Annotated in this window: 14 protein-coding genes; 10 read left to right on the plus strand and 4 right to left on the minus strand. The window is 69.9% G+C overall.

Translation table 11 applies throughout. The features are described 5' to 3' along the window. Positions 1-103: 103 nt before the first annotated feature. From ACFC09_RS29235 to ACFC09_RS29270, 8 genes are all read left to right on the plus strand, one after another. Positions 104-1,153, plus strand: a complete 1,050-nt coding sequence (locus tag ACFC09_RS29235; RefSeq protein WP_376533323.1) for a GNAT family N-acetyltransferase — start codon at positions 104-106, stop codon at positions 1,151-1,153. Between the two features lie 613 nt (positions 1,154-1,766). Continuing rightward, positions 1,767-2,093 (plus strand): pyridoxamine 5'-phosphate oxidase family protein, encoded by a 327-nt coding sequence (locus ACFC09_RS29240; protein ID WP_376533389.1) that lies wholly within the window; start codon positions 1,767-1,769, stop codon positions 2,091-2,093. A 610-nt stretch (positions 2,094-2,703) separates the two neighbouring features. Beyond that, positions 2,704-3,126: a hypothetical protein gene (locus ACFC09_RS29245; protein ID WP_376533324.1), complete on the plus strand. Its 423-nt coding sequence runs from the start codon at positions 2,704-2,706 to the stop codon at positions 3,124-3,126. Positions 3,127-3,490: 364 nt separating this feature from the next. Then, positions 3,491-4,438, plus strand: a complete 948-nt coding sequence (locus ACFC09_RS29250; protein WP_376533325.1) for a hypothetical protein — start codon at positions 3,491-3,493, stop codon at positions 4,436-4,438. A 640-nt stretch (positions 4,439-5,078) separates the two neighbouring features. Continuing rightward, positions 5,079-8,042, plus strand: coding sequence for an alpha/beta fold hydrolase (locus ACFC09_RS29255; RefSeq protein ID WP_376533326.1), 2,964 nt, complete (start codon positions 5,079-5,081; stop codon positions 8,040-8,042). 120 nt (positions 8,043-8,162) lie between these two features. Next, positions 8,163-8,354, plus strand: a complete 192-nt coding sequence (locus ACFC09_RS29260; RefSeq protein ID WP_376533327.1) for a hypothetical protein — start codon at positions 8,163-8,165, stop codon at positions 8,352-8,354. A 48-nt stretch (positions 8,355-8,402) separates the two neighbouring features. Next, positions 8,403-9,233, plus strand: coding sequence for a proline hydroxylase (locus ACFC09_RS29265; protein ID WP_376533328.1), 831 nt, complete (start codon positions 8,403-8,405; stop codon positions 9,231-9,233). Positions 9,234-9,322: 89 nt separating this feature from the next. Continuing rightward, complete coding sequence (locus tag ACFC09_RS29270; protein WP_376533329.1) at positions 9,323-10,162, plus strand: PhzF family phenazine biosynthesis protein; 840 nt, start codon at positions 9,323-9,325, stop codon at positions 10,160-10,162. 14 nt (positions 10,163-10,176) lie between these two features. Here the strand turns inward: ACFC09_RS29270 and ACFC09_RS29275 are convergent, their stop codons facing one another. Both ACFC09_RS29275 and ACFC09_RS29280 read right to left on the minus strand, forming a co-directional pair. Continuing rightward, entirely contained in the window at positions 10,177-10,653 is a 477-nt protein-coding gene (locus tag ACFC09_RS29275; protein WP_376533330.1) for a RidA family protein, read from the minus strand. A 361-nt stretch (positions 10,654-11,014) separates the two neighbouring features. Beyond that, entirely contained in the window at positions 11,015-12,199 is a 1,185-nt protein-coding gene (locus tag ACFC09_RS29280; protein ID WP_376533331.1) for an acyl-CoA dehydrogenase family protein, read from the minus strand. Positions 12,200-12,792: 593 nt separating this feature from the next. Between ACFC09_RS29280 and ACFC09_RS29285 the strand changes: the two genes are divergently transcribed. Further along, the gene (locus ACFC09_RS29285; RefSeq protein ID WP_376533332.1) at positions 12,793-13,929 is read left to right on the plus strand and encodes a PQQ-dependent sugar dehydrogenase; all 1,137 of its coding nucleotides are present in this window, start codon (positions 12,793-12,795) and stop codon (positions 13,927-13,929) included. Between the two features lie 200 nt (positions 13,930-14,129). Here ACFC09_RS29285 and ACFC09_RS29290 read toward each other — a convergent pair whose 3' ends face one another. After that, positions 14,130-15,890 (minus strand): MOSC domain-containing protein, encoded by a 1,761-nt coding sequence (locus ACFC09_RS29290; RefSeq protein WP_376533333.1) that lies wholly within the window; start codon positions 15,888-15,890, stop codon positions 14,130-14,132. A 583-nt stretch (positions 15,891-16,473) separates the two neighbouring features. Here ACFC09_RS29290 and ACFC09_RS29295 point away from each other — a divergent pair. Beyond that, on the plus strand, positions 16,474-16,665 hold the full coding sequence (locus ACFC09_RS29295) for a hypothetical protein (RefSeq protein WP_376533334.1): 192 nt from the start codon (positions 16,474-16,476) through the stop codon (positions 16,663-16,665). 286 nt (positions 16,666-16,951) lie between these two features. Here ACFC09_RS29295 and ACFC09_RS29300 read toward each other — a convergent pair whose 3' ends face one another. Continuing rightward, positions 16,952-19,882 carry a hypothetical protein gene (locus tag ACFC09_RS29300; RefSeq protein ID WP_376533335.1) on the minus strand — a complete coding sequence of 977 codons (2,931 nt, stop codon included), beginning with the start codon at positions 19,880-19,882 and terminating at the stop codon, positions 16,952-16,954. Between the last annotated feature and the right edge of the window lie 2 nt (positions 19,883-19,884).

Consider the following 19,884-nt stretch of genomic DNA (forward strand, 5'->3'; position numbering starts at 1 on the left):
ACCGGGGGCCAGATCGCTCCAAAGGAGTTGCAGAAGCTGCACGTATGCTTCCCTCCCGTTGGTTGAGGGGAGTGGCAGAGTGGCTCAGTTACATGGACCTGTTTTGCGTACTCAGCGGCTGGTGATGGAGCCGATCCGCCGCGAGGACAGCAACGATCTGTTCAAGGCCGTGGTCAGTCAGGACAGTGTGATGCGGTGGCTGGCGACCGGCCGGGCGGACAGCCGGTCCGCGGCCGAGGCCATGTGTGACGATCACGTCGCGCATTGGGCCAGGAACGGCTACGGCGACTTCGCGGTCAGGGACGCGACCAGCCATGCCTTCCTCGGACGCGTGGGACTGCGCAATCGGGCCAGATACGGGGTCGACCTCGGCTTCGCCATCCATCCTCGGGCGCAGGGCCGCGGCATCGCGGCAGAGGCAGGCCGTGCCTGTCTGGACCTGGCGTTTCGCCGGCTCAGGCTCCCGGCCGTCTTCGCGTTCGTTCTGCCTGGCAACATGGCCTCGATCGCGGTGCTGCGCCGTCTGGGTGCCCAGGAGGCCGGGACCGTGCAGTCCAGCGGCCTGCACTGTGTGCGGTATCGGTTCGACCCCGCTGCGTACACGACCGCGGAAGCGCCCGCGATGCAGGGTGGTGATTCAGAACTCCGACTGCACTACGCGCCTGGCCCCGGCGACCGAAAGGACACCGCCGCACTCTGCGATGGCCGACCCGACGACCCCTTCGGGATCAACGGGCTCGGTCTGGTCTGGTCGGACAAGGAACACACGCTCACGGCTTTCCGTGGCAGCCGACTGGTGGCTTCCACGGGGTTGCTGCTACGGGAGATGGCATTCGACGGGGCACCGCGTCGTGTCGCCGGGCTGGGCGACGTGCTGGTGCACCCAGCCCATCGGAGCCAGGGCATCGCCAGAACCATGATCAGCGTCGCGATCGAACACGCACGGGAAACCGGGGCCGAAACAGTGATCTTGCTCTGCCGCCCGGAACTGGTCCCGCTCCACACACAGCTCGGATGGCGCCACATGCTTGTGCCGGTCACCTTCCGACAGCCCGCCGGCCCCCGACTCTGCCCGCTGAGCACCATGACGTACGACCTGGCCGACCTGCCCCAGCCCACCGTCAGCGTGGACCTCCGGGGCCTGCCCTTCTGACACGCCGGGCAGCGGCTCACCAGCGACTACAACCCGCCCCGGCAACAGGGCGTCCGCCCCAGTGGATGCCCTTCTCTCTGCGGATGCGCGCGCGTTCCTCACGTTCCCGCGGCGTACAGGCGTGGGTGATGCGCGTTGGCGTTGCGCCGGCGAAGGTAGGCATGCATGGCGTGTGAGGTCTCGGGACTCAGTTGACATTCTGACTCATCAGATCCTTGACAGGCTCAACACTTACTGGACATGACCGGTCAGCCGAGTCCCGAAGCCGGTCGGCCGGGCTGGTGGCAGTCTGGGCTGTGGTGGACGAGATCAAGGCCCGTCTGGGTCTTCCGCGGCGGCAGCCAACTATGAGACAACCCCGGGCAGTAGCCGGTCGACTGGGTACCGACCTCGTTCACCGTCCATCGTGCGGCCTCGGTGTAGAAGCTGAATTCGCCGGCGCCCATACCCCCTTTGTTTCGAAAAGCGAGACCTAGGCCGATGGTCCGACGCGCTGACCGATGCGATCCAATGCGCCTGCTGGTTCGATGGTGAAGTGAGTGATCTCGTGAACGAGCCAGGACCAGCCGTCAGTCAACGCTTGGCCGAGGAAAGGAACGTCTGGCTGTGCACTGTGCGTCCGGATGGCTCTGCTCACGTCACTCCCGTCTGGTTCGTCTACCGGAACTCCCGGTGGTGGATCGGTTCGGATCACAACTCCGTCAAGGTCAGAAACATCGGCAAGAATTCCCGCGTGTCCCTGGCCTTGGAGGATGGCCGGTTCCCGGTCGTCGCCGAAGGACGCGTAGCGCTGATTCATGAGGGGTTCCCTCACGAGGTTGTGACCGCTTTCGAGCAGAAATACGGGTGGGATGTATCCGCTCCCACACGCCCCGGAAGCAGGCGAGTGCTGCTGGAAGTACACGTGCGTCGATGGCTGTTGGCCGGTACGGCCCAGTGACGGCGGCTGGCTCGATCGCAGACCCACCGGCCAGCCGGCCCAGCTTCAAGAACGCCGTCGTCGCGACGATGCCTTTGCCCCGGCCCGTGTTCCGCCGAGCCGGCCGCTGCAACACCCGCAGACGGCACTCAGGGCCTCGGGCAGCGGGCGCCGATCATCTACGAGCAGCAGCCAGCTACCATCACACCTTTCGTACAACGACACGAACAGGTGCCCACTCTTCGGGGACAAGGCCCGAACGCCCGGATCACCGACTTCCGCCATCACTCGCGCAGTTCGGACGGCGACCGCACCACCTTGCCCTTCGGCGGACCAGTCCGGCTGGTGGCCTGCCAGTCCAACAGCGCGTATGCAGCTCGCTCCCCGACCGGTGTCCGTACCCCTCTTCGGACCGCGCAGGCCAGCACGTGCCGCTCCCGAGAAGCGATTTGGTGACCGTTGAGGGAAATCAGGCATGACGCACGGGTTTTGTCGTGGATCCGTAACAACGCCGAGCGAAGCGCAACGGGCGCAAAAACCAGCCCATCTAGAAGATCAGCAAGGCGCACCGGGCGCCTTCACCAAAGGGGACGGGTCTCACCAGGCGGAGAGGCCCACGAGAGGGAAGTCCATGACCAGGACGAAGAAGGCCGGGCTGAAGGCACGGGGCAGCCGTGTGGCGGTGATCGGCGCGCTGGGTCTGGCCGCAGTGACTCTGGCCGCCGTGCCGGCGTTCGCCAAGGGCTCTGTCGACATCACGGCTCCGCGCACGGCACATGCCGGCCAGACCATCACGATCAAGGCGCAGGGCGACGACGACAGCGCCGGCTACCTGCATCAGCTGTGCCTGGAGGAGAACGGCTACGGCGAGGGGTGGCACCAGGAAAACTGCAGCACCCCGGCCCAGGGCGACGCGCGGGTCACCGCACGGGGCACCGCCGCGCGCCGCGGCAACCTGGAATTCCGGGCGGTGCTGTACGGACTGACCAGCAAGCACGACAACCACCCCGTACGCCTGCACACCTCTGAGGTGGCAACGGTCCACATCCGCTGAACCAGCAACCCCTCCGCAAACAACAGGCCAGACACCTTCTGAGCTGGCTGGAAACACCCAGGTGCCGGTCTCCCAATCTTGAGAGACCGGCCCCACGAGCTTCTCAGCTCGCACTCGGCCTCGGCCTCGGCCTCGGCAGGATGGATCTCGCTGGGGATTCGGCTTTGACCGCAGTCTCATTGGCCGAGGCCGCGATCCACCGGCTGTGGTCGGCCGACGGAGCCCAAGGCTTGTGGCAATCGGCCCTCAGCATCCAACACGTCCTCCCCCGCCGGCGGCCCGCCCGCCGCCCCGGTGACCGTCCGCCCGGTCGCCGCGGCGTACCATGCGGCCCGCCGTGGGGTCCGGCCGGGAGGGGTGCGCCATGAGTACGTGGGCGGGGAGACGGCCGTTGTCAGGGGTGCGCGACCGGTTCGGCGCGGTGTTGCTCGCCTCCACGTCGATGCTGGGCGTCGAGGCCGTGATCGGCATGATCGTCCGTTTCTTTCTGGGGCTGGCTCAGGAGAACCCGGGCGGCCACTCCTCGATGGCGGTGCTGTTTCTGCCGTTCGTCGCGGTGGCCGGAGCGATGGTCAGCCTCGTGGTGTCGATGGGTCTCGTGATGCCGGTCCTCGCGCTGGCCGGGTGGCTGGGACGCAGGTTCTCGGAACGCGAGGTCTGGTGGTGGGTTCCGTCGGTGGCGGCCGTTGCCGTGACCGCGCCGCTCGCCGCGTGGTACGTAGCCTCGGGAGGGAGACCAGATCTGCTGCCGGGCGTGTGGGGGTGGCTGATGGGTACGGCGGCACTGAGCGCACCAGCGCTGGTGGCCCGCAGGCTCCTCCTGCCGGACCGGCGGACTGTCACGGGTGGTGCGATGTTCGGCCGGATCGCGCTGTACGGGACGCTCGCCGTCGTCACGACCGTGCTCCTTGGCGGCATTGCCGTGTACAGCGGCCTGGTCGAGGAGTACCGGCCACCGCGGCTGAGTGGGGAACGGATCGTCGGCACATGGACCGACGGGCAGGGCGGCACGCTCGTCTTCGCCCCGGACGGCACGGTCACCGCGACAGGTCTCAACACCTATTCCCTTGATGACGACTTCAATGACGTGGTGCGCGACTGCACCGCTGCGGGCAGTTGGAAGTACGACGCCGGCGACAGCCCGTGGGCCCAGGCGATCACGCTGTCGTTCGACGGATGCAGCATGGCGGACTGGAACGTGGGGGGAACGCCGGACCGCCCGACGATGTACGTGTACATCGGCGACCCGGACTCCTCGAACCTGTACACGCTGACTCGGACCGCGGTCACAGCACGTACCCGCACAGCATGACCGCCGACTTCCGCGCCACGGCCGGCCGGCAGTGGCCCAGGTCCACGAACGCGGCAGTGCGTAGTACGCGACATGCCGCGGACCGACGCCGGCTGCGACCCGAGGAACAACGGAGGAACCGCTGACCCACGCGGGCCGTGCGCGTACCTGTTGACCGGCAGGTCGGCTCGATCGCGAGCACCCACGGACGAGACGGGCCCCAGCCGCCGACCCGGAACAGCGGCATCGGCGAGGTGGACCGTCCGCGATCAGAGCCTCGATGACTGGCCAGGCGTCAGGTGCGGGCTCGCGGTGGGCCGGCACAGGTCGTCGACGATGCCGGCCACCTCGATCGAGCGGGCGCAGGAACTCCGCAGCAACAAGCACAGCATCCGGGCACTGCTCCGCCACGGACGTCACCACGCTTCAGGAGTTGCCCCTCGGACCGTGGCCGCGGGGACCCGGAAGCCATCGACGCACCCGGCCAACGCCGCCCCCGGCCCCGTCGTCCCCGGTCAGGTCTCTCCATACGGATCACCGGCCCGCGAAGTACGGGTCTAGGGACCTCACGGGCGCCTCGTGCATCATTGAACAGGCTGCTCCTTCGCCTCCGATCGAATTCCTTCTGCCGCAACACTCCTTCCGACCGCGGAGGTTCGTGATGGCATCGATGCGCGTCCACCTCGTGCTCGTGCACGGTCTGTTCTCCTCCGCGAAGGTGTGGGACACGTTCGCCGCGCTCATCCGTACCGATCCCGAACTGGCCGACCGGGTCGACGTCCACCCCTTCGAGTACGACTCCCCGCTCGTCCGGCTCCGTCCGGACCGCCGGGTCGCCGAGACCGACGACATCGCCGACCAGCTCGGGACCTTCCTGGAGACCCGGCTCCCGGACGCCGAGCGGATCGTGCTCGTCACCCACAGCCAGGGCGGCCTGGTCGTCCAGCGCTTCCTGGCTCGCAAGCTGTGGCACGGCGAGGGCGCCGACCTGGCCCGTGTCAAGAACTTCACCATGTTCGCCTGCCCCAATACCGGTTCGGGCTTCTTCCTCACCGTCCGCAAGTGGCTCAAGATCTGGCGCAACCCGCAGGAGCAGCAGCTCAGGCCGTTCGACCGGGCAGTGACGGAGGCTCAGCGAACCGTCCTCAGCGCGGTCGTGCACGCCAGAGGCCACAGCGACCAGGAGTGCCCCATACCCGTGCGGGCCTACGGCGGGACCTCCGACGAGATCGTGCCGCCCGTCGTAGCCCGCGGTGTCTTCCCCAAGGGCGGGGTGATCACCGCGGACCACTTCTCCATCGTCCAGCCCGCCGACCGTACCTCCGCCTCCTACCTCGCCGTCCGCGCGGCCGTACTGGAGGCCGGACGGGACGTCCCCGAGCCGGAGGACGCGCTCCCCGCGCCGGCGGACGCCCGTCCCCTCGCCGTCCCCCGGCCCGGCATCCCCGCCGACGGCGCGCCGGGCGGAACCGACACCACGGCGGTCGAGGACCCGGATCTCGCCCCTTTCCCGCTGCCGCCGTACGCGCAACTGGAGGACGGCCAGTTGAAGGGTGAGGACCGGCGCAGGCTGGTGGCTCACCTCCTGTCCGGACAGGCCCGCAGGAACGTCCACGTCGTGGCGGGCCTGGGCGGGTCGGGCAAGAGCCGCATCGCCCTGGAGGCGGCCGACCGTGCGCGGCGCGCCGGGCACCGCGTCTGGTGGGTGTCCGCGCCCGAACTCAACCTCCGGATGCGCATGATCGCCCGCGATCTCGGCGCCCCGTCGATCACCGTGGAACGGGCCTGGCTCGTGGGCACGGCCATGGACCTGGTCTGGACCCTCCTGGACGCCTGCCCCGATCCCTGGCTGCTGGTCTTCGACAACGCCGACGACCCCGAGCGGCTGGGCCCCCGTGACGGTCCCGTCGTCGGCGGGACCAGTTGGCTGCGCATCCCGCGCAACGCGCAGGGCACCGTGATCGTCACCAGCCGGGTGCGCAGCAGGTCCGCCTGGGGCGACGCCGCGTACATCCACCAGGTGCTGCCGCTCGACGAGGACGACGGCGCCTCCATGCTGCTGGAGCGCACGGGCGGCCTCGGTGGCACCAACGAGGAGGCACGAAAGCTGTCGCGGCAGCTCGGCGGGTTGCCGCTCGCCCTTCGCCAGGCCGCTGACGTGATCAAGACCGTCCATCAGAGCAAGGTCTCCCTGGACAGTGACATCAGGGACTTCGAGGCGTTCCGCCGTACCGTCGCCCCGCGCGATGACGCCGTCGCCGACCAGGACGGACCGCACCTGAGCGAACTCCTCGGCAAGGAGATCGTGGAGAAGGTCTGCGGGATCGGCCTGGACCTGCTCACCCAGCACGAGCTTCCGCAGGCCCCCGCCCTGCTGAAGGTCCTCGCCTGCCTCAGCATCGCCCCCGTCCCCTACCGCTGCCTGCTCACCGACACCGTGCTCGCCCAGTCCCCGCTCTTCCCCGGTGCCACCCCCGCGAGCATCAGCGCGGCCCTGGCCGGCCTGGAGGAACTGGGCCTGGTCGACGCCTACGAACGCGACGGTGTCACCGACCGCAGACTGGCCGGCCTGCTGACACTGCACCCCGTCGTGCACGGCGTCCTGCGCGAGGACGAGGAGGTGCAGCGGCGCCCGGCCGACCACTACGGCCTGGCCGTACGCATGCTCCGGTCCGTCACCCTGCACTGCAACCCCGACCACCCCGCCAACTGGCCCCTGTGGGAGGCGCTCAGCCCGCACGCCCTTGAGGTGTCCCGGGCATGCCTGCTCGGCGACCTCAAGCTATCCGACCGCACCGTGCGCACCGAGGCCCTGGAACTGGCCCGGCTGACCGCGCGCTACCTCATCGCCACCGGACTGCTCGGCCCCGCCTACGACCTCGTCGTCCCGCTCGTCGAACGCTGCACCTGCTACGGCTTCGACAGCGACGACCGCGAGATCCTCGGCCTGCGCCACGAGCAGGGGCGCATCCATCTCGACCGGGAGCAGTTGCCCCAGGCCGAGGAAGTGCTGGCCCTGGTGGTGCGGGCGCGGACCCGGATCCTCGGCGAGGACCACGCCGACACCCTGGCCAGTCGGCACAAGCTCGCCCGCACCATCAACGAGCAGTCAGGCCGGGAGCGCGAGGCCGAGGTCATGCTGCGCTCCATCGTCGAGGCGGAGAACGAGGTGCGCGGCCCCGAGCACTACGACACCCTCGTGGTGCGCCACACCCTGGCCCGCACGATGGTGGCTCTCGGATCCCACCAGGAGGCCGAGACGGAGGCGCGGAAGATCCTCAGCATCAGCCGTCGCAACCACTGGCCGCCCGCCACCCCCGAGACCCTCCGCGTGCAGGAGACCCTGACCCACGCGCTGCTGGGCCAGGACCGCGCGGACGAGGCGGAGCAGGTCATCCGCGAGGCCCTGCGGGACGCCTCCCAGCCGGTGGACTCCAACCTCGTGATGCGACTGCGCTTCACCTTCGTCCTCGTACTCCTGGGAATACGCGGTCGTACCCCCGAAGCGGTGAACGAACTGCGCACCCTGGTGCACGATCTGGACCGGGTGGTGAACACCGAACACCCTCTGTCAGTGCAGGCCCGGGGGCTGCTGGAGACGGCTGTGCGGGAGATGCCGACCTGAAACCCGTTTCTCGCAAGGGAGTTGGGTCGATTTTCCTTCGGGGTGGCGGGCTTGCGCGTAGCCTGACAGTGCCTCACCCTGTGTGACGCGTCCCCTACCGAAGCGCGCGGAGGTCCGTCGATGACTTCTCTTCCCCCTGACACCGACGACGAGCAGGCCCTGACATGGGGCCCGCCGGGCAGCGAGCTGGAGGAGATGCAGGCGGAGTTCGGACGGCGCATCGCGATGGAGGCGCTGGAGACCGGGCGCCAGGCACTCGAATTCGACGCGAAGACCGCGTTCCGTTCCACCAGCGGAGCGCATCCGGGATAGGCGTCGCGGTCTCGCCACCGTCGTCCACACGTGCCAGGGGGCTCACGAATGGCATCAGGGAACTCCGTCCAGGGCTTGGCGGCGACACCGTCGCACGACCCCTTTTTCCGTGTCGCCACCGCGTCCGCCTTCACCCACGATCTGCTCGCCGGCCTCGCCGCAGGACGGCACGCGGCGATCCGGGTGCCTGGCTTCCTCCCGCGCGAGCGGTGCGAAGAAGTGCTCAGCGCCCTGGAGGAGCGGGCCTTCGACTCCTACGGCAGCACCCGTGTGCAGCCGCAGGTCATGCGGTTCGGCGTGGGCGTCAGCGACCACATGGCGGACGGCGGGGTCGCCGACGCCTACTGGAAGGCCCTGGAGGGGCATCGTGCGGCCTGGAAGGGGCTCGGCCTGTCCTTCGACCCGTTCCTGGTCTGCCGGGAGGGGCTCGGTGCCGACTGGCCCGGTGGCGTGGAGGTCGGCCGCAGGGGCGGACGCGAACTGGGCGACGGCGTCGCCCGGGAACCCAACCAGGGCTTCCTGGTCCACTTCGACGACGCGCTGCGCGAGTACGCCGGCGAGCTGCTGGACACGCCCCTGATCGGCCAGTTCGCTTTCAATCTCTACCTGGCCGTGCCGCCGTCGGGTGGCGAGACGGTCCTGTGGCGGCACCGATGGCGTCCCGAGGACGAGGCCCACAGGCGGCCCGCCTCCTACGGGTACGACGAGACGGTCGTCCGTGGTACCGAGTCCCTGGAGATCTCCCCGCGGGTCGGCGAGGCCCTGCTGATCGACCCGCGCTGGTTCCACGCGGTGCGGCCCAGCCGGGGCGGCCGCAGGATCGCCCTGGGTTTCGCGGTGGGACTCACTTCCTCGGGCCGCCTGCTGACCTGGGCGTGAGCACCGCGCCTTCGAACGAGTGGACTTGACGTGTCGTCAACTGCCCACGGTTTTTGACGTCTCAGTGACCGAGTCGATACGTTGTGTCAATGGACATCTTGCGGTATGTGGCCTTCAGTCTCGATCCGGCCGGCGGCAACCCGGCGGGCGTGGTACTGGACGCCTCGGGCATGGACGAGGCGACGATGGGCGCCGTCGCTGCGGAGGTCGGGTACTCGGAGACGGCCTTCGCCACCCCCCGCCCGGACGGCACGCTCGACGTCCGCTACTTCAGCCCGAAGGCCGAAGTGTCCTTCTGCGGCCATGCCACCATCGCCACCGCCGTCGCCCACGCTGACCGGCACGGCGTCGGCGACCTGCTGCTGCACACCATGGCCGGACCGGTCCCGGTGACCACCTCGGCCCGCCCCGACGGCTCCCTGGTGGCCACCCTGGTGAGCGTCGAACCACGAACCGCGGAGATCACCGACTCCGATCTTGCCGAACTGCTGGACGCGCTGCGCTGGTCCGCGACCGACCTCGCCCCGGCCCTGCCGCCGCGCGCCGCCTACGCGGGCGCCTGGCACCCGGTCATCGCGGCGGCCGACCGCGCGCGCCTCGCCGACCTCGACTACGACATGTCCGCGCTCGGCGCCCTCATGGCCCGCCGGGACTGGGCCACCGTCGCCCTGGTGCACCGCGAGACGGACACCGTGTTCCACGCCCGCAACCCCTTCCCGCCCGGTGGCGTCGTCGAGGACCCGGCCACCGGCGCCGCGGCGGCGGCCCTCGGCGGATACCTCCGCGGCCTGGGTCTCGTCGACCCGCCCGCCGTACTGACCATCCACCAGGGCGTCGACATGGGCCGGCCGAGTCTGCTCACGGTGGGCATCCCGGCGGACCCGACCGGCGGCATCGAAGTGACCGGCACGGCCGTCCCCATCGCCTGACCGGAGACGGACCGCTACCGTCCACTCCCCTCATCGACCTCCAGCACGACCTCGATCTCCACCGGCGCATCCAGCGGCAGGACGTCCATACCGACCGCACTGCCCACCGGGCGGCCCGCCGCCCCGAACACCTGGGCGAGCAGTTCACCGGCCCCGTCCACCACCGTGGCCTGCCCGAGGAAACCGCGCGCCGAGGCCACGTACCCGACCACCTTCACCGCCCGGACCACCGCCTCCAGCGGGGCGACCGAGCCCGCGGCGGCCAGCGCCGCCAGCGCGCACTGCCTGCTCAGCTCTCGTGCCCGTTCCGGCGACACCTCCGCACCGACCCGCCCGGTCGCCGTCAGCTTTCCACCGGTGAGCGGAATCTGGCCGGCGACGAAGATGTGTCTGCCGCTGCGCACGGCAGGCACGTAGGCGCCTTTGGGGGCACTCACCTCGGGCAGTGCCAGCCCCAACTCGGCGAGCCGCGCACGGACGTCAGTCGGCATGTCCCCTCCTGGCAAACTGGACGAAGGAGGCCATCGTCCCACCACCGACGCCCCACCGGGACGGACTCGCCGCTTGCGCCGACGGCGACGGCGCCGCTCTGCTACGCGGCGCCGCCGTCGTCGGGAGAAAAGCGACCCCGTTCAGCCGTTGAGTCCGGCAGGTTCGGAACCCGGTCGAGGTCGTGCGCCGGGACCGCGCACCGTTCTGCGCCGAGGACGTCGGCAACCAGCGTCTACGGGAAGTCCCGGCGAACCTCTCAAGGAGGTGTCTTCCGGGGCGGCAGCCGCCGCACCGCGACCAATGTACTCAGGCCGGATCCCGTTCCAGGTCCTGGCCGTATCCCGTCCCCCTGAAGCACAACTAGAGGAACGGTGTCCTGGCGTCCAGCCCCGACAGCACCCTGCCGTACAGCTCCAGGTTGGCGGTGGGGTTGACGAAGGAGTGCAGGCTCAGGGCGTTGAGGTCCCGCACGATCCGCTGGATCGGCACCTCCCGGTGCAGGGACGAGGCACCCGAAGCTGACCCGATCAGGTCGGCGGCCTCCTTGCACAACCGCGTCAGATACCCGCACTGGGCCCTGATCCGGGCTCGTTCCTGCGTCGTGTACGGCTCCGCGTCGGCCACCCTGGCTTCCATCAGTCCCACGAAGTCGGCGGCGAGCAGTTCTGCGGAGGAGACCTTCAGCTCGGCCTCGGCGAACTGGAGATGTGTCACGGGGGCCTCGTGCTGGCTCTCGTAGAAGGTGTACGTGATGCCCCGCTGGTGGATGCGCTCCCTGAACTCCGTCAGCGCCGCCCGTGCCAGACCCAGGGCGTTCGCGGCCGTCCAGGCGCTGAACAGCAGCAGCACCGGCATCTGGTAGAAGGGGTCGGCGCTGTTACGCAGCGACGGAAACGCGCCCGCCAGCAACGGGCCCACCGGCAGGACGCGACGGGCGGGCACGTGCACGTCCCGGGCGACGACGGTGTTGCTGCCGCTGCCGGCCAGACCGGAGACGTTCCAGTCGTCCAGCACCGTGAGATCGGTCATGGGTATCGCCAGCCACAGCATCTCCGGCGGGCCTTCCCCGGTGTCGGCCTGTGCGGTCAGCAGATGCCAGTCGGCGTCCTGACAGCCGGTCGCGAAGGGTGACTTTCCGCTCACCGTATAACCGCCGTCCACCGGAACGGCTTTCGAGCTCGGGATGAGCGTGCCACCGATCCGTACATCGGGACCGGTGAACATCTCGTCCTGGGCCTCGTCGGGGAACAGGGCCGCGATGAACGCACACCCGGCCTGGATCAACGCCATGAACCCGGCCGACCCACACGCGGCGGAGACCTCGCTCAGCGCGTCGACCTGAGTCCGCAACGAGGTCTGGTAACCCCCGTAGTGGCGCGGAACGTTCATCCGGTGGATCCCGGCGCCTGTGAGAGCCTCGACGACCTCGCCCGCAACCCGCCGTCGCTGCTCCGTGCGCAGGGCGTGCGAGCGGATGAGCGGCTGGAGCTCGCGTACGCGCTCGACGAGGTCGGTGTCCGAACGAGGTGCTGGCGAACCGGCCAAGGAGCGACCTCCGGTCTCGGGTCACAGGAGAGCCTTCACCGTCGCGCCGATCCTGATGACTGTCAATCCCCCGATCCGGGCCCTGAAGTAGGTCCGCCCTCCGTCGGAAGCACCTCGACCACCGGCACGAGCGCATCGGGCCGAATGGGCGGGAGCCTCAACGTGAGGGTGTGGCAGGCCGAGGGCCCGCCTCCGGATCCGGTGGAGGCGGGACGCGCGGGACGTGGTGGTGTGGGGGTGTGACCGGAGGGGGCGCGCGACGGCCAGGGCGCTGTCGGGGGATCCGGTGATGACCGGGAGCAAACGAGGTATCCGGCCGAACCGACCTCACTGTATCCGGACCGGCTTTCGCCGCGGTGGCCCAGCGGTGCAAAGCGCCGGGGATCGAGGGCGACGGGCGCGGCCGAAAGCAGAACGGAGGGAGATGGCTGGAGTCATGGTCTATACCAAGCACCGTTGTCCCAGTATTCTCATCCGTGGCCAGTAGCACACCATCCCCCACCCAGGTTGCGTGCTGGCGCGGGCGAACACCCCCTGAACCTGCCCAAGCAGCCGGGTGACCTTCCCCGTTCACCGCATCCAGGAGGATCACGGTGAAAGTTCGCACCAGAAGCTCAGCGATCGTCGGCACCGTCTGCCTCGTCGCTTCCCTCGCCTTCACCACGGCGTCCGCCGACGAGTCCGCCGCCCCGCGTCAGGCAGCGAAGGTCGCGCTCACGGAAGTGGCCACGGCCCAGAATCCGTCCGCCGGCACCGCCGGTCCCGGTGGCACGGTCTGGTTGGCCGAACGCGCGGGCACCGTAAGGGTTTTGGGCGCCCACGGTCTCGGCAAGCCGGTCCTCGACATATCCGCCGAGACCACCACGGACGGCGAACGTGGCCTGCTGGGCATCGCGTTCGACAAGGGGTTCGCGCACTTCTACATCTCGTTCACGAATCTCGAAGGCACCAGTACCGTGGACGAGTTCGCCGTGCGGCAGGGCAAGATCCAGCCGAGCACGCGGCGCACCGTGCTCACCCAGACGCAGCCCTACTCGAACCACAACGGCGGCGACATCAAGTTCGGCCCCGACGGCTACCTGTACATCGCGCTCGGCGACGGAGGTTCGGGAGGCGACCCGCACGGCAACGGGCAGAACCTCGGCACGCTGCTCGGCAAGCTCCTGCGGATCGACCCGCGGGGCGGGAAGCCGTACGCGATCCCGTCGGACAACCCGTTCGTGGGCGACCCGAACGCGAAGGGCGAGATCTGGGCGTACGGGCTGCGCAACCCGTGGCGGTTCTCCTTCGACGCGGGCACCGGCGACCTGCTCATCGGTGATGTCGGGCAGAGCGACTGGGAGGAGATCGACTGGGCCCCGGCAGACAGCAAGGGCGGCGAGAACTACGGCTGGTCCCAGATGGAGGGCAACCATCCCTTCCGGGGCGGCACGGAGCCCGCGAACCACGTGCCGCCGATCCACGAGTACGACCGCAGCGGCCTGGGCTGCTCGGTGACCGGCGGATACGTCTACCGAGGCAGGGCGATCCCGGACCTCAAGGGCCAGTACGTGTTCAGCGACTACTGCGACGGCACCCTCCGTTCCCTGGAGATCGAGAACGGCAAGGTGACCGGAGTGAACGACCTCGGAGTCAACGGCGGCGAGGTCATCTCGTTCGTGCAGGGCGGCAACGGCGAGCTGTACATGCTCGACCTGGGTGGCACCGTCTCCCGTATCGACCCGGCGTAACGACTGGAACCCGGCGGGCCCCGACCCGAGCATGGCCCCGAGCACGCGGAACTGACTCGGCGTCGTCCGGCAAGGCGGCCGGACGACAGGTCTTGCACTCCGAAGGGCGCTCAGGTTCTCGGGCCGGGGCAGCCGGGCTTCCGCACGCCGTCAGCAACCCTCGGCTACCCGAGTTTCGCCACTCGTTCGACAGACACAGGCTAGAGGTCGAGGACGACTTCGGTGGTCGGTGTGCTGCAGCAGACGAGGACGGTGTGCGGCCCGGGTAGTTCGAGGGGCGGGGTGGTGTAGGTGACGTCGCCGGTGACGAGGGGGGTGGTGCAGGTGTGGCAGACGCCGGTGCGGCAGGACCAGCGGGTGGGGATGTCGCAGGCTTCAGCGAGGTCGAGGAGCGAGGAGTGGTCGGGGGACCACGGGGTGGCGATGCCGCTGCGGGCGAAGGTGACGAGAGGGCCGGTGCCGGTGGGGCCGGGTGGCTGGTGCGGCCGGACCGAGGCGGTGGGTGTGACGCCGGGGTTGATGGGTGACAGAGCGCTGAACTGCTCGGTGTGGATCCGCTCGGGGCGCAGACCGCGCTCGCGCAGGAGACGGCCGAGGTCGTCCATGAAGGTGGTCGGTCCGCACAGGTAGGCGTCGGCGTCGGCGGGGATGCCCAGGGCGGCGAGCGATCGGGCGGTCGGGCGGCCCCGGCTGATGTGGTCCTCCTCGGGACGGGGTGATTCGGAGGTGTAGTAGATGTGCTCGTGGCCGTCGGGGAGGTGCGCGAGGAGGTCGTGGGCCTCGTCCGCGAAGACGTGGCCGGCGCGGTCGTGGGCCGTGTGTACCCACCAGACGGGGCGTGGGTCCCGCACCGCGGCCAGCTGGTGGAGCATGCCGAGCACCGGGGTGGCACCGATCCCCGCGGAGACGAGGACGACAGGGCGGGTGCCTTCTTGGAGTACGAACGTTCCGCGGGGACTGGCGATGTCCACGAGGTCCCCGGGGTGAAGCCGGTCGTGGATGTAACCGCTGGCTTTCCCGTGCGGCTCGTGCCTCACGCTGATCCGGTAGGTGCCGGCCGTCGGCGCGGAGGACAGGGAGTAGGTGCGCACCGTGGGGGCGGCGTCGTCCACGGGGAGGCGGATGGAAAGGTACTGGCCCGCGCGGGCCTCGGGGAGCGGCGTACCGTCGGTGGTGTCGAGGTAGACCGACACGATGCTGGGTGTCTCGGGGACGATGCGGGCGACGCGCATGGCCCTGAAGCCCGGCCATCCCGGCGCCTCCCCGGGCTGCCGGCAGCCGGCCCGCTCGCCCGGCCATCCCGGTTCCTGACCGGGGTTCTGGGAGGCCACGAGTTCGCGGAAGGACTGCTGCCATCCGGGGCTGAGGGCGGGTATGTTCAGTGCTTTGCGCAGCTTCGCGGGATCGCGGTCGGGAAGGTAGAGCAGTGCGTCGATGTCGGCGACGCTGAGCTCCTCCGGGCCCCTGGCGGTGAGGGTGATCTCGTTGCCGGCCTGGACACGGCCCTCGGTGATCACCCGCAGGTAGAAACCCGGGCGGTGGTGGGCGACGAGGAGGGAGGCCATGGTGGGTTCGCCCAGGCGCATGCCGACGCGGTAGCAGGTGACGCGCGGCTGGGTGACCTCGAACTCGGCTCCGCCGATGCGGTACCGGTCGCCGATGCACACCTGGTCGTCGGGCAGGCCGTCGACGGTGAAGTTCTCCCCGAAGCTCCCGAAGGTCAGGTCGTCGCGACCGAGGTGCTCTTTCCAGTACTGGTAGGACTCCACCTGGTAGACGAGGACGGCGCGTATTTCGCCACCGTGCCCGGCCAGGTCGCCCTGGCCGTCTCCGTCGACGTTCAGCCGCCGCACCATTCGAGGGCCGTGGACAGGGGATTTCCACACCCCGGTGTGGACCGTCTTTCCCTGCCAGGGGACGTCCTTGGGCATTCCCACGTTGAGGGACAGCAATGTCGCCATAGTGGATCTCCCTGTGGGTGGTCGGCCGAACACGGCCCCTCAGAGCGCCGTGACGCGTACGCGTGGGCGCGACCCTGCTGCGATTTCCGGTGCTGGTGATTCCGTCACCATCAACGGTGGTGCATGTGCGGAGATTCTTCGAACGGAGGACCGGCGCGTCGGACCCCCCGCCCCGTTTCCGGACGCACCCGCGTCCGCTGCGCCCCTCGCCGGGCGGCTGGAGACAGGGCAGCGCCGCTCTACCGTGCGCGGGACTACCGAGCATGACTACTGAGGGTAGCGGACCAGACATTCATCGACTGTGACCGGTCTTGGCGACGGGGTGGGCCGTCGGCTGAGTACGGCCCGCGGCGAGCCTGCCGGTTTGGCGCAAGCGTGCGGCCTGCCTCATGGCTGTCCCTCTCCGCCGGAATCGGGCGCAGGCGACTTTTGTGTTGGCCGGCTCGGTGCGCCTCCTGACGGAACTCGGCGATCCCGTCGGCGACGGCACCGTCCACCGGGTCCACGTCGCGCGTCGCGCATGCCTCCTTGCACAGGATTCGGTCGCTGGCACTTTGCCTGTAAGGTTTCGTAGGAGGTAATTGTGATCGATAAAGAATGGGTCGATGATCACGAAGAAGGTGACAATATTGATGCGCAGAAAGTGGCGCGATTCGGCTGGGCAGCCATCGCCGGCGCCGTAAGCCTGCTTGGTTGCCTTTTCATTTCTGTGATTGCTGTGGGTATGGCAGTAGCCGTTTCAGGTATATATATCGTGGTGAGGGGGAACCGCTAGTGTCTTGGTCGAGTCGGAAGTACGCGGACGGTTGTAGGGCGGGGTAATGCCGGGTGCGAAACCGATGTCGCTGGAGCTGTCCGATCACGACGGGCCGACCCACCGGACGGTGGGTGTCGACACGCGAACCCAGGGTTGATCACACCGCCCACGGCGGACACCCTAGGAAACCGGCGCAGCCGAACTTCACCGGCCGGCTCGATGGGTTCGAAAATTCGAGAACCCGCAAGTGCGTTCACCCGGTTCCGGGGCGGGCTGTCTGCCGTCCCGGCGCCGGGCCGACGTGTCAGTCCTCGTCGTGCAACCGGGCTGCCAAGGAGACGAGCGGTTCGGTCTCCTCGGTGTGCCCCAAGGCGGTCAAACGGGAGACCGCCGCGTCCAGGCGGGTGCGGGCGGGGGCCGGGCGTTCCAGGTAGATGCCCTCCACGACACCCGCGAGGCGGACGCACTCGGCCCACTCGCCGACGCGGTCGTCCTCCGGTTGCGGCTCGCCGAGCAGAGCCAGGGCCTGCTCCAGAGGGGCCAGTGCGTCCTCGTACTCGCCGGCGTAGGCGTTGACCCGCCCGTGTTCGTAGGCCAGGGCCGTCTCCAGGGAACGGCCGTGGGGCTCGTACTCGGCGGCGTGGGCGTCCTCGGCGATCCGGCCGGCGTCGGCGAGGAAGCCGCGGGCGCCGGCCAGGCCGTCGCGGCCCTGCTGCTGGGCCTGGAGGCGCGCGAGTTCGCGCAGGCAGTTGCTGAGCTGCTCGTAGCGCGGGGCGCGGGCGTAGACGGCGAGGGCCTGGTCCGCGACCGCGCGGGCCCGGCCGAACTCGCCGGACTCGCCGAGGAGTACGGCCGTCTCCGCAGCGATCATGCCGTGGCCGGCCGGGTCGTCGTCCCAGCCGGCCGACTCGGCCGCGAGCGCGACGAACTCCGCCGTGGCTGCCTTGAGGTCCTCCCCCGCGTGCAGCGCCCGGGCGCGGGTCAGGCGCAGCTGGGCGACGAGCCGGTCGTCCAGCTCTCCGGCCGCAACGTCCGGCTCGGCCAGCAGCGAGTCCAGCAGAGCGATGCAATCCTCGACCCGGCCGAGGTCGAGGCTGAGCCGGGCCGCGTTGCTGTACGTGCAGAACGCGTCCGTCCGGCTGCCGTGGCGCAGGTCCAGCTCCGCCGAGCGGGTCAGGTGCCGCACTGCCTCGTCGGGTCGCCCAAGGTGCATGCATGCCTCGGCCAGGTCACCGTGGAGGCGCGCGGTGCCGGCCGTGCCGGCCGGCCACTCGGCGGCCAGCCGCAGGCCCTCCGCCAGGTCCGCGTACGCGGTCTGCGCGTCACGGCCGAGCTGGACCCGGCCACGCAGGCCGAGCGTGCGGGGCAGATGCCAGGCGGGGCCGTGCGCCTTCAGCCGGTCCAGGAGGGCGTCGAGCTCGGTGACCGCGGCAGGCAGGTCGCCGGAGATGGCGTACGTGCTGGCCCGCAGCAGCAGGGCGCCCGAAATCTGCCCGACGACCTCGTGCCGGGTGGCGAACGCGTACAGCAGGTCCACCTCGGCGAGGACCGGCGCGATGTGCTCCTGGTTCCTTGAGGTCTGCAGGCGCAGGCCGAGCGCGCTCGCCCGCAACCGCAGCAGGCGGGCCTCCTGGTACGGCGCGAGGCCGGGCGCCTCCTCGTACAGGCGGACCAGGGACGCGTGCACGGCAGTCAGGGCGGTGGCCTTCGCTTCGGCCGCGTCCGGGCCTTCCGCGGGGATCTCGGCGGCGGCGAGCAGGGCGCAGGCACGGGCGATCGCCGCGTCACCCGGCATCCCGGCATCGTCGTAGAGGGCCGCGGCCTCGTCGTGGAGGGCGGCGGATTCCGCCAGCTCGTCCTTCTCGCCGGCCCGGCTCGCCTCTTCGGCCAGCAGGTCCGCGCGCAACCGCACGAGCGGGCCCACGGCCGGGTCGTCGGGATGGGTGTATCCGCGGGCGGCGACGAGTGTACGCAGCCGCGCCCAGCAGGCCAGCGCGTCCGGGTGTCCCTGCTCGTCCAACGACCTTGCCCGGTTGATGAGTTCGGGCAGCGCGTCGGGGACGGCGGCGGCCGGACGGGCGGCGGGTGCGGCGACCGGGGCTGCCTGAGCCGCGTCATCGAGGGTGCGGGTGCGCAGGGTCAGTTCCAGCGCGTCCAGGAGCGGGGCGCGGTCCAGTCGGGCTCTGCGGCGTTCGGTGTGGGCCGTGGTTCCGTTGCGTGCGTCGAAGCGGGCGGCGAGGTCGTGGGCGCGGCGCCCCACTTCGGCGCGCAGGCCGGCCACCGTCCAGGTGCGCCCCGCGTAACCGGCGGCGGGCAGTTCGCCATGGCCGAGGAACTCGACGCGCTGGAGGAGAACCTCCACTCCGGTGAGGAAGTCGCACAGGTCGAGGGGTGAGTCCACCTCGTCGAACAGGCTCCGGTTCTCGGCGAGCAGTTCCAGGCCGCGTGCTTCGTTGCCGGTCAGCGCGCAGAACTCCAGGTGCCGGCCGACCTCCCGGGACATCGAGGGGTTGCGGCGGCAGCCGCGGTAGCCCGCCAGGTGCAGTTCGCGGGCCCGGTCGGTGCGGCCGGTACGCAGCAGGGGCAACAGCGCGTACGAGAGTGAGCGGGCCGGTTCTTCCTGGCAGGACTCCTTGCCGCCCAGGACCGGCTCCCAGGCGCGCAGCGCTCGCTCGTCGTCGCCCGAGGCGAGGTGGTACTGGGCACGCTCGCAGGTCTCGCATGCCTCGCAGTCGCTGAGCCGGGTGCGGGCGCGGCTCGCCCACAGCTCGTAGGCGAGGGTGGTGTCCTCTCCTGAGTGGGCGGCGAGCTGATACGCCTGTCCGTAGTAGGGCTGGAGGCCGAGACCTTCCTTCTCGTACCGGTCGCGCATCTCCGTCAGCCACTGGCGCAGGGCGGTCAGCGGCATCTCGGGCACCGCGCGCAGGGCGTTGGCCACCCACTTGAACCGCCAGAACAGCGTGTGCCGCAGGCGCTCGTCGAACACGTCGGGTTGCTCGTCGAAAAGGGTGAGCAGCCGGGCGAAGACGACGGGCGACTTGCGGGGCTCGGAGCCGTAGGTGTACGCCTCCTGGAGTTCCAGGAGAGCGTGGACGAGCGGGACGGGCTGCGTGAACTGCTCGGCGGCGTCGACGAGTTCCTCGGCGGTGACGGTACGGGTGCGCCCGTAGGGTCGCCGGTCGTTCTCCTTGAGAGCCTGGTACAGCTCGTCGGTGGTCTGGGGTGCGGTCGGCATCG

The organism is Streptomyces sp. NPDC056161, from assembly GCF_042268025.1.
Classification (GTDB): Bacteria; Actinomycetota; Actinomycetes; order Streptomycetales; family Streptomycetaceae; genus Streptomyces.